The 9,785-nt window shown below is 71.1% G+C and carries 7 protein-coding genes, 3 tRNA genes and 2 pseudogenes; 5 read left to right on the forward strand and 7 right to left on the reverse strand.

Annotated elements, in window-relative coordinates; all coding sequences use genetic code 11:
* Nucleotides 1-8 precede the first annotated feature (8 nt).
* The gene (locus tag ABZ570_RS06610) at nucleotides 9-287 is read right to left on the reverse strand and encodes a hypothetical protein (RefSeq protein WP_358057826.1); all 279 of its coding nucleotides are present in this window, start codon (nucleotides 285-287) and stop codon (nucleotides 9-11) included.
* A gap of 176 nt (nucleotides 288-463) precedes the next feature.
* A pseudogene (locus ABZ570_RS06615) lies at nucleotides 464-849 on the reverse strand (kinase); the annotation flags it as partial.
* A gap of 119 nt (nucleotides 850-968) precedes the next feature.
* Between ABZ570_RS06615 and ABZ570_RS06620 the strand changes: the two are divergent.
* Nucleotides 969-1,808: a helix-turn-helix domain-containing protein gene (locus tag ABZ570_RS06620; RefSeq protein WP_358057829.1), complete on the forward strand. Its 840-nt coding sequence runs from the start codon at nucleotides 969-971 to the stop codon at nucleotides 1,806-1,808.
* Between the two features lie 66 nt (nucleotides 1,809-1,874).
* Nucleotides 1,875-2,456, forward strand: a complete 582-nt coding sequence (locus tag ABZ570_RS06625) for a dihydrofolate reductase family protein (RefSeq protein ID WP_358057832.1) — start codon at nucleotides 1,875-1,877, stop codon at nucleotides 2,454-2,456.
* A gap of 250 nt (nucleotides 2,457-2,706) precedes the next feature.
* On the opposite strand, the gene ABZ570_RS06630 is transcribed toward ABZ570_RS06625, so the two are convergent.
* Nucleotides 2,707-2,782, reverse strand: a tRNA-Lys gene (locus tag ABZ570_RS06630).
* A gap of 273 nt (nucleotides 2,783-3,055) precedes the next feature.
* A tRNA-Lys gene (locus tag ABZ570_RS06635) sits at nucleotides 3,056-3,131 on the reverse strand.
* 187 nt (nucleotides 3,132-3,318) lie between these two features.
* Here ABZ570_RS06635 and ABZ570_RS06640 point away from each other — a divergent pair.
* Together ABZ570_RS06640 and ABZ570_RS06645 are read left to right on the forward strand one after the other, a co-directional pair.
* Nucleotides 3,319-4,593 (forward strand): Ig-like domain-containing protein, encoded by a 1,275-nt coding sequence (locus ABZ570_RS06640; RefSeq protein WP_358057835.1) that lies wholly within the window; start codon nucleotides 3,319-3,321, stop codon nucleotides 4,591-4,593.
* Between the two features lie 220 nt (nucleotides 4,594-4,813).
* The gene (locus tag ABZ570_RS06645; RefSeq protein ID WP_358057838.1) at nucleotides 4,814-6,139 is read left to right on the forward strand and encodes an Ig-like domain-containing protein; all 1,326 of its coding nucleotides are present in this window, start codon (nucleotides 4,814-4,816) and stop codon (nucleotides 6,137-6,139) included.
* A gap of 108 nt (nucleotides 6,140-6,247) precedes the next feature.
* On the opposite strand, the gene ABZ570_RS06650 is transcribed toward ABZ570_RS06645, so the two are convergent.
* Nucleotides 6,248-6,320, reverse strand: a tRNA-His gene (locus ABZ570_RS06650).
* A gap of 101 nt (nucleotides 6,321-6,421) precedes the next feature.
* Entirely contained in the window at nucleotides 6,422-7,012 is a 591-nt protein-coding gene (orn, locus tag ABZ570_RS06655) for an oligoribonuclease (protein WP_358057841.1), read from the reverse strand.
* Nucleotides 7,013-7,088: 76 nt separating this feature from the next.
* On the opposite strand from orn, the gene ABZ570_RS06660 reads away from it, so the two are divergent.
* Nucleotides 7,089-8,348 (forward strand): glycosyltransferase 87 family protein, encoded by a 1,260-nt coding sequence (locus ABZ570_RS06660; RefSeq protein WP_358057844.1) that lies wholly within the window; start codon nucleotides 7,089-7,091, stop codon nucleotides 8,346-8,348.
* Between the two features lie 304 nt (nucleotides 8,349-8,652).
* Here the strand turns inward: ABZ570_RS06660 and ABZ570_RS06665 are convergent.
* Nucleotides 8,653-8,949, reverse strand: a pseudogene (locus ABZ570_RS06665) (hypothetical protein); the annotation flags it as partial.
* Between the last annotated feature and the right edge of the window lie 836 nt (nucleotides 8,950-9,785).

Consider the following 9,785-nt stretch of genomic DNA (forward strand, 5'->3'; position numbering starts at 1 on the left):
GGAGCCGCCTATTCCGCCAGGTATCCGGTGGCGGGGTCGATCCCGGCGAGGAAGCCGCGGATGGCCTCCTCCAGCTCGGACCGGCTCAGCGCGCGGGGTCCGAAGTGCCCGAAGCCGTAGTCGTGCGGGCCGCTGAGCCAGTCGAAGTCGTAGGAGCCGGGCTGGTCGGCACGGACCCGAACGCGGAACTCCTCCCCGTCGACGGTGAGCATGATCGGGTCACCCTGGTAGCGGGGCCCCGCGTGCTCCGGCGCGAGCCCCGGCTCCGGCTCCGGCTCAGTTGACATGCCGCTCCTCTCCCTGGCCAGCAACGCGGATTCCAGATCCCCTCGCCTGCCTTGTCTCCGCAGCCCAGCGTATGAGCCCCCAGACGAGATACACCCTGCACCTCTGAGATCTTGGAAGAATCCGGCCCCTCCAGGGGCGTCTTCCTTCCAAGATCTGCGGCGAGCTCGCGCTTGATCGGGAGCAGATCGTCGTCCCGTCCGGTTTGGGGTAGTCCGGCGGCTGCGGCGATGGCCTCGACGGCTTCTTCGAGCTTGGTGGTCTCCGGGAGGATGAGTTCGTCGGGCCAGCCCAGGATGTCGTGGGGGCGTACCAGCCGCTCATGTGCTCGGCGGTGAACTCGCTGACCTGCGGGCGGGTCAAGTGTCGCCGCAGCGTCTCGGGCAGGGACACGTCGAGGTAGCAGAACAGCGACCGTCCGCGGTGACCGTCGCGCAGGTCGGTCAGCATGTCCCGGTGGCGGTCGGTGTGCATGATGCCGTCCAGCACCACGTGGTAGCCGTGGTCGAGGGCGAACCGTACGGTCTGCGCGATCAGCGCGGGGGCGGCGCCGCCGGCCTTGTCCCACGCAAATGGCCGCGGCCGGGCGCTCGTCCGGGATCGGCGCCGGCTCGATGCTGGGGGCAGCGCGGCTGGACCATTTCGGCGCTCGATGCCGGCGGGGCGCCGGCGATACTGTGGGCGTGGAGTACGTGTCCAGAGTGCCGCGACCGCCGCTGGACGGGCTGATCGACGACCTTTACTACCTGGAGGGTGCGCCGCCGTACGCCCGGCTGACGCTGCCGCCGATGCCGTCGGCGTTGCTCATCGTCAACCTCGGGGCGCCGTTCCGCATCCGCGCCGGCACCGACGTCGAGACGGCCGAGTACGCCGACGGCTGCGTGGTCACCATGCCCACCCGCGCGTTGGAGTTCGGCTACCCACTCCGGACCCGGTCCGTCGGCGTGCACTTCAAGCCGTGGGGGCTGGCGCCGTTCCTGCCGATACCCGCGGCCGAGCTGTGTGACCGGCCGGTGACGGTAGAGCAGGTTTGGGGCCGGCCCGCCATTGCTGAGCTGCGAGACCGGCTGGCCACGGCGGACGGACCGCACGAGATGCTGACGCTGCTCGAGGAGGAGCTGATGCGACGGCTGTGCGAGACCGCCGGCCTGGGGCTGGTCCGCCATACGAGCAGCGTCATCGCGGCGACCAGCGGGGCGGTGGCGATCGGCGACCTGAGCGTGGCAGCCGGTGTCAGCGCCACTCATCTGACACAGCGGTTCAAGGAGCTCATCGGCGTCACGCCGAAGCGGCTGGCCCGCACCTCCCGCTTCGCCGCCACCGTGTTCGCCATCAACCCCGCCGGACCGATCGACTGGGCCGACCTCGCCGCTGGCGCAGGCTACTTCGACCAGGCCCACTTCGGCCACGAGTTCCGGGCGTTCACCGGGCTCACGCCGACCCGGTACGTCGAAGTCCGGCGGCGGTTCCTGCGCGAACATCCCGGCCACGTGCTGGACAGCTGGCCGCTGCCGGCCGATTGATTTCTTACAAGAGCGACAGCTCACGACACGCTAATTTGTGGGCACCCCAAAGCAGAGGAGAGCCCCGTGGGCAAGGTGGTCATGTACAGCTCGGTGTCGGTGGACGGCTTCGTCGCGGACGAGAACGACCAGCCCGGACCGCTGTTCGACTGGTTGTCCAGCGGCGACGTCCCGTTGGACGAGAGCGGCGAGGTGAAGGTGTCGCAGACGTCCTACGACTACACCCGGCCGTACTGGGACCAGATCGGGGCGACAATCGTCGGCCGCCACGTCTTCGACATGACGGACGGCTGGGACGGGAAGCCTCCGGGCGGGATCGACCACGTGGTCGTCGTGACGCACCGGCCGGCGCCCGAGGGCTGGGACCCCGAGGCGCCGTTTCACTTCGTCGACGGCGTCGAGGCAGCCGTGGCCAAGGCGCAGGAGCTCGCGGGTGACCGCATGGTCGAGGTCGCCGCCGGCGACGTCGGTGGCCAGGTGCTTGCCGCGGGCCTGATCGACGAGGTGCGCATGGACGTCGTACCCGTCGTGTTCGGTTCCGGCAAGCGCTACTTCGGGTCGGTCCACGCGCAGCACCTGTTGGAGGATCCTGACGTGGTGATTCAGGGCAACCGGGTGCTTCACCTGCGCTATCGGGTGCGCCGTTGACCGATCTGAGCGGGCACGCGAAGAAGTCGCGGTGCATCGCGTAGCGGCGCAAGGCGATGTCCAGCTCGCAGACCTGCACAGTGCGGCACTCGTATCCGTTGCGCTGCAACGTCTGGCGAGTGCGTGGGATGTCGGTCAGGGACGAATGCGGTCCAACGGCTCCCGAGCACCCACCGAGCGACCACCCACCACCGACGTACCCGAAAAGGCCCCGACTCGGTGTGAACCACCAGGTCAGGGCCTTGATCGTTGGTGCGCCGCCAGGGACTCGAACCCCGAACCCGCGGATTAAGAGTCCGCTGCTCTGCCAGTTGAGCTAGCGGCGCTCGCCGGCAACGGGGAGAAACGGTAACACGCCCCCCGACCGGGTCTGCCGGTGGCCACCCGGCCCGCGACGGGCGGATCATCATTCGCCGCCCACGGCGGCGCTCGCCCTGCTCCAGCATGCGGTAGGCCTCGCCGGCCGAGCGCGGCGCCGACGTGCCGGCACCATCCGCGGTAACCCGCCCGGCCTTCGGGCCCGGGAGCACCGGGTCATCGGCGCGGACATGAAAAAGGCCCCGACTCGGCGCTATACGCCAGTCCAGGGCCTTGATCGTTGGTGCGCCGCCAGGGACTCGAACCCCGAACCCGCGGATTAAGAGTCCGCTGCTCTGCCAGTTGAGCTAGCGGCGCTCGCTGACAACGGGGAGAACACTAGCACGCCCGTGGACCCGGATTCCAATCCGATCCCCGGCTCCCCTCTTCGGCCAAGCTTAACGGCCAAAACCATCCAAACTTACCGCCGAACCGGTCGAGGGGTCCGAGGCCATGGCGGTCATACGGCACGATGTGCGCCAGACACGCGAGAACAGGGGTGGGGATGGGCAGGTTCGCGCGGGCCGGGGCGACGGTGGGCGCCCTGGTCCTCACGGCGTCGCTGGCACTGACCGGGTGCGGGGACGACCAGAAGAAGCCGGCGTTCGTGGCCGGCGGGCAGCAGGCCGATCCGTCCGCCACGGCAGCCGTGACCACGCCCGGCACAGCGGACGGGTCGCCGCAGCAGGACCCGCCTCCGCTGCGGGTGAGCCCGGCCGACGGCGCGACCCGCCGCCCGGTCAGCACCGAGATCAGCGCGGAGATCCCCGGTGGCGGGAAGGTCTCCCAGGTCGTCCTCACCGCCGCGAACGGCACGACGGTCGCGGGCCGGATGCGCCGCGACGGCTCGTCGTGGGTGCCGTCCGCCCCGCTCAAGTACGCCACCCGCTACACCGCCACCGTCACCGGCACCGGCGCGGACGGCCAGACGCACCAGGGAACCAGCACCTTCACCACGATGGCGAAGCCGAAGTCGATGATCGGTTCGGGGCTGTACCTGTTCAGCGACAAGACGTACGGGGTGGCGATGCCGGTGGTGGCCGAGTTCTCGCCGGGCATCCCGAAGAAGGACCGGGCCGCGGTGCAGAAGCGGATGTTCGTGCAGACCGACCCGCCGCAGCCGGGCGCCTGGCACTGGATCGACAGCGGCACGCAGGCCTACTACCGGGCGCCGGAGTACTGGAAGCCGGGCACGACGATCACCGTACGGCTGGCGCTGGCCGGGATCCCGCTGAGCAACGGCCGCTACGGCAACGTCGACCGGAGCGCGACCGCCAAGATCGGCCGCAGCTTCGAGATGAAGGTCGACAACGCGACCAAGCAGATGAGCGTGTACGAGGACGGCGCGCTGATCCGGACCCTGCCGGTGAGCCTGGGCAAGAAGAGCACTCCCTCCTCCAGCGGCACGATGGTGGTGATGGAGAAGAAGGAGTCGACGGTCTTCGACACCCGGGACGAGCCGAACCCGAACAACCGGTACGTCACGAAGATCGACTACGCTCAGCGGATCACCTGGGGCGGCGAGTACATCCACGCCGCGCCCTGGTCCGAGGGGGTGCAGGGCCGGCAGAACGTCTCGCACGGCTGCGTGAACGTCTCGATGGCGAACGGGCGCTGGCTGTTCGGCAGGACGCTGGTGGGTGACCCGATCACGGTCAAGGGCACCGAGCGGAAACTGGCGCCGGGCAACGGCTGGACGGCCTGGAGCATGAGCTGGTCGCAGTTCGTCGCGGGCAGCGCGCTCCCGGTCCCCGACGGCGGGGCCGGGCCGGCCCTCTGAGCTGGCGTGACGCGATCGGGGTGGGCCGCCTGACCCAGGTCGGGCCCGACCCCCGCCGCCGGCGGCGGGGGTCGACCTGAGACCCGTTCACGAAAAGCCGGAGCGTATCAGAACGGTTACGCTGCGGTCGGAGTGTTTCGCTTCACTTCCGGCAACGGGTATCCGTATTCGCGCGTCTGTAGGGGACGATGGGATCGGGGATCACGACTGTGAGGGAATCATGCGAGCTAGCCAGGACGAGCTGATCCGGCCGGGCGCCGGCCGGCGGGGCAGGCGAGGCCGCGTGTTCGCGGCCGCGGTGCTCGCCGCCGCGGTTGCTCTGACCTCCGCCTGCACCAGCAGCAATGACGGCGACAAGCCCGGCAGCAGCTGGCAGGGCGGCGGCGAGAGCGCGCCGCCCCCGAAGGCGACGGCCACCATCATCGAGCCCAAGGCCGACGCCAAGAACGTCCCGGCCGCCACCGCCATCTCCTTCACCATCGAGGAGGCGACGGAGACCACGGTCGAGCTGAAGGACGCCGCTGGCAAGGCCGTCAAGGGCAAGCTCGCCGCCGACGGAAAGAGCTGGCTGCCGGCCGGCGCGCTGGAGTACGGCCAGACGTACACCGCGACGGTGACCGCGACCGGCGACGACGGCAAGCCGGCGACGGCGACCAGCACCTTCACCACCATGGCCAAGCCCACCAAGCAGATCCGGGTCAGCAGCTTCCTCGGCGACAACCAGGTGGTCGGCGTGGCCATGCCGCTGATCGTCAAGTTCAGCCAGGCCATCCCGCAGGACTACCGGGACGACGTCCAGCGCCGGATGACGGTGACCTCGAAGCCGGCCCAGGAGGGCATCTGGCACTGGGTGAGCCCCACCGAGGTCCGCTACCGGCCCAAGGAGTTCTGGAAGCCGAACAGCACCGTGAGCTACCGGGTGCAGGCGGGCGGGCTGCCGCTCGGTGCCGGCTGGTACGGCCGGGCCGACCTGACCGTCGACATCAAGATCGGCCCGTCACTCGTGATGACCGTCGAGAACCGCACCAAGCGGATGACGGTGACCAAGAACGGCAAGGTGATCAAGACGATCCCGGTGAGCCTCGGCAAGAAGTCGACCCCGTCGTCCAGCGGCACCATGGTGGTGATCGAGAAGAAGCGGCACACGGTCTTCGACACGATGGAGGAGCTGGGCCCGGAGGAGGGCTACCGCACCGAGATCGACTACGCCCAGCGGCTCACCTGGGGCGGCGAGTTCATCCACGCCGCGCCCTGGTCCGAGGGGGTGCAGGGCCGGCAGAACGTCTCGCACGGCTGTGTGAACGTCTCGATGAAGGACGGCGCCTGGCTCTTCACCAACACCCGGATCGGCGACCCGATCACCGTCAAGGGCACCGAACGCAAGCTCCAGAACGGCAACGGCTGGACGGACTGGAACATGAGCTGGGACGAGTACGTCAAGGGCAGCGCCCTGCCGTACGAGCCGCCGACGCAGCCGGACGACGAGGTCAGCCCGACCGCGGACCCGGACACCACCGGCGAGCCCAGCGCCGGGCCGACCGCCTGACCGGCGCGTACGCCGCGAGGAGCCCCCTCCCCGATGGAGGGGGCTCCTCGCGTGTCGGGGCCAGAGACGGCGAAAGCCCCCTCCGAAGGGAGGGGGCTTCCGTCACCGGGTGACTGATGGGAATTGAACCCACGACAACCGGGACCACAACCCGGTGCTCTGCCAACTGAGCTACAGCCACCATGCGCTCCGCGCCGGTCGACCCGGCGGGGGTGCGGACTAATAATAGCCACACCCGTGGCAGCCCCGTCCAGCGGGTTCCGCCCCGGGCGGCCAGGCGGCTCAGAGCTGGGCGGCGATGGCCTTGGCGCTGTCCACGTCCGGACCGGGCAACGGGACGAAGATCGTCCGCCGGTAGTACTCCAGCTCGCGGATGCTCTCCCGGATGTCGGCGAGGGCCCGGTGCGCCAGCCCCTTCTGCGGCTGCCCGAAGTACACCCGCGGGTACCAGCGCCGACACAGTTCCTTGATCGAGGAGACGTCGATCATCCGGTAGTGCAGGTGCGCGTCGAGGCGCGGCATGTCCCGGGCGATGAAGCCCCGGTCGGTGGCGATCGAGTTGCCGCAGAGCGGCGCGCTGCGGACGTCCTTGACGTACGTGGCGACGTAGTCGAGCACCATGTCCTCGGCCTCGGCGAGGGTGACCGTCGAGCGGCGCACCTCCTCGGTGAGGCCGGACTTGCCGTGCATGGTCCGGACGATCTCCGGCATCCCGTCCAGGGCCGCCTCGTCGGCGTGGATGACCACGTCCACGCCCTCCCCGAGCACGTTCAGGTCGGGGTCGGTGACGAGCGCGGCGACCTCGATCAGGGCGTCCCGGCGGAGGTCCAACCCGGTCATCTCACAATCGATCCAGACGAGAAGATCAGCCACCGGAACAGACTACGCGCCGCCGACCCGCCCGTGCCGGGAGCATCCGGCCCCTGCGGTGGACCGCTAGTGTTTCTGCGTGCCCGCCGATCCCGTCGCACCACCCGCCGTCACCGAGGACGATCCGGGGGGCCGGGCGGCCCGTCGGCTCGTCACGGTGGTGGCTCTCGCGGCGGTGCTGCCGGCCCTGTACCGCCCCGGCCTGGGCCACGACTTCTTCGACCTGAAGATCTACATGCGGGCGATGGACTGGTGGGCGGCCGGGCACCCGCTCTACGACTACGTCCAGGCGGACCGGGTGCAGGGGGCGCTCTACTTCACCTATCCGCCCTTCGCGGCGCTGCTGCTGCGGCCGTTCGCGCTGCTGCCGCTCGGCGCCACGGTGGCGATCTTCACGGTACTGACCCTGCTCGGCCTGGTGGTGACGACCCGGTGGCTGGTGCTGCCGGTGGTGGAGCGGCACGGCCTGCCCCGGGTGTTCGCCGTCACGGTGGCCGTCCTGCTGGTCCTCGCCGTGGAGAGCACCCGGGAGACGCTCACCTTCGGTCAGATCAACATGCTGCTGGTGGTGCTGATCCTCGCGGACCTGCTCTTCGCCGTACCCGGGGAGCGGCGCTGGTCGGGGCTGGGGGTGGGGCTGGCGACGGCGCTGAAGCTCTTTCCCGGCATCTTCATCCTCTACCTGCTGGCCACCCGGCGCTGGCGGGCGGCGGTGGTCGCCTCGGCGACCGCGGCGCTGGCCACTCTGCTGGCCGCGGCGGTCGCACCGCGCGACTCATGGCGGTTCTGGACCCACGAGCTGTGGGCGACCGACCGGGTGGGGCGCACCGACTACACCGGCAACCAGTCGCTGTTCGGCCTGCTCAGCCGCCTCACCGCCCCGCAGAAGCCGAGCCAGCTCGCCTGGCTGCTGCTGGTCGCGGTGGTCGTCGGGTACGGGCTGTGGCGGGCCGCGCGGGTGGCCCGGGCCGGCGACGCGCTCGCCGGGCTGACCCTCACCGGCCTGGTCGGTGGGCTGGTCAGCCCGATCACCTGGACGCACCACCTGTACTGGTTCATTCCGGCGGTGGTGGTGCTGGTCGACGCCGCGCTGGACACCCGGCGGGACGTGCTGGCCGGAGCCGGGCAGCGCCGCCGGCTGTTCGCGCTGGCGGCCGGCACCGGCTTCGTGGTGATCTACGGGGTGGTCACCTTCCTGGACTGGGGGGTGGCCCCGACCCGTACCGACGATGTCGGCGAGTTCCTCGCCCGAAACGCGTACGTGCTGCTGAGCCTGCTGTTGCTGGCGGCGCTGCCGGCGCGGCCGCCGACCGGCGCGGGCCGCCGGACCGAACCCTGAAACTTGCACCAAATGGACAGATCTCGCGAGCGGCGGACTTCAGCGCTAATGTGATCCCAACTACCTCAATTTTCTCCCAGGTAGCACCGAATTCCCCCGGTGACGGTGGCCCTTCGCGTCGGCAGCGCGGAGGGCCACCTGCCTTGGGGGCGGGCGAGGATCAGGCGTCGGCGGGGCCCCGCCGGGCCGCCGGGTCCACCGGCCGGGGTGTCTCGGGGGTCGAGGCGAGCGGCCAGGACCAGGCGGGGCCGGCGGGCAGGTCCGCGAGGGTCTCCGGGCGCCGGCTCGGCACCGGCCCGATCGCCGGTCTGGACCGTTCGGCGGGCGCCGATCCGACGGCGACCAGCTGCCGCTCGGGCAGCGTGCCCGGCTCCTCGCGGCCGCCGAGCCCGCTGAGCGAGGTGACCCCGAGCCGCCCGGCGAGCAGCGGGACCTGGTCGGGCTCGACCACGAAGACCACCTCGCGCGGGCGGACCGGGCGCAGCAGCAGCACCACGGCGAGGACCACCAACAGCACCCCGCCGGCGAGCGACGCCCACGCCATTCCGGAGAACCAGCCGGCCCGCAGTTCGGCCCGCAGGTCCAGGGTCAGGTCGGCGCCGCCGTCCGGCCGCATCACCACCAGGCTCAGCGACCGGCCGGCCAGCTCGGCGGGACTCCAGTCCAGCGTGCCGCTCCCCGCGCGTACCCAGAAGCCCTGCCCGTGGGGGGCGGTGGCGGTGGTGCCGGCGGCGGGCGGGCCGGCCGGCTCCACGCGGACCGGCAGCGGGCCTCGGGCCAGCGCGACCCGCCGCACCGTGGCGTGCGGGACGGCGGCCAGCCACCGGCCGACCTCGTCGGCCGGGGCCAGGCCGAGGAAGGCCGGGCCGTCGGGGGTACGCGCGGTCAGCCGCAGCCGGGCCTGCCCGGCGCGGGCGAAGGGGACCTCCTCGCGGAGCAGTGCGTCCACGTCGGTGACCACGAGGGCCTGGCCGGGGGTGTGGACCGTCTCGAAGCGGGCGTCGAAACCGCCGTCCGGGCTGGCGTGCCGGGCGGCGGTCCAGAGACCGGCCCCGAGCAGCAACGCCGGGATCCCCATGACCAACAGCAGCATGCCGGCGATCGTTCGCACGAACCGCATTCGCGTCGTCCCCTTCGGTAGCCAACCACCCGGCCGACCTTACCGACGCGAACCGGACAATCGCCGGATATCCACGGCAAGCGCCTCAAGGACTACCCAAAGCCGGCCGGCCCGCCGGAAGATCCGGCGGGCCGGCGAGCAGCGGCGCTGGTCAGGCCTTCGACGCGGGCTCCTGACGGGTACGCAGGAAGGCCAGCCCGCCGAGGACCAGACCGGCCAGGCCGGCGACCAGACCGGCCACGCCGAGGGCCGTGCCGGCGCCCCCGTCGCGGGCGGTTCACCGGCGCCCAGCTCGTGCAGGAAGCGGCTGGGCTGCT

The organism is Micromonospora sp. NPDC007271, assembly GCF_040634005.1.
Classification (GTDB): domain Bacteria; phylum Actinomycetota; class Actinomycetes; order Mycobacteriales; family Micromonosporaceae; genus Micromonospora.

Excerpts from the sequence above, each read along its gene's own strand:
- ABZ570_RS06645 (WP_358057838.1), top strand. The coding sequence starts at position 4,814 with ATGCGAGCTAGCCAGGACGAGCTGATCCGGCCGGGCGCCGGCCGGCGG.
- ABZ570_RS06610 (WP_358057826.1), bottom strand. The coding sequence starts at position 287 with ATGTCAACTGAGCCGGAGCCGGAGCCGGGGCTCGCGCCGGAGCACGCG.
- ABZ570_RS06640 (WP_358057835.1), top strand. The coding sequence starts at position 3,319 with ATGGGCAGGTTCGCGCGGGCCGGGGCGACGGTGGGCGCCCTGGTCCTC.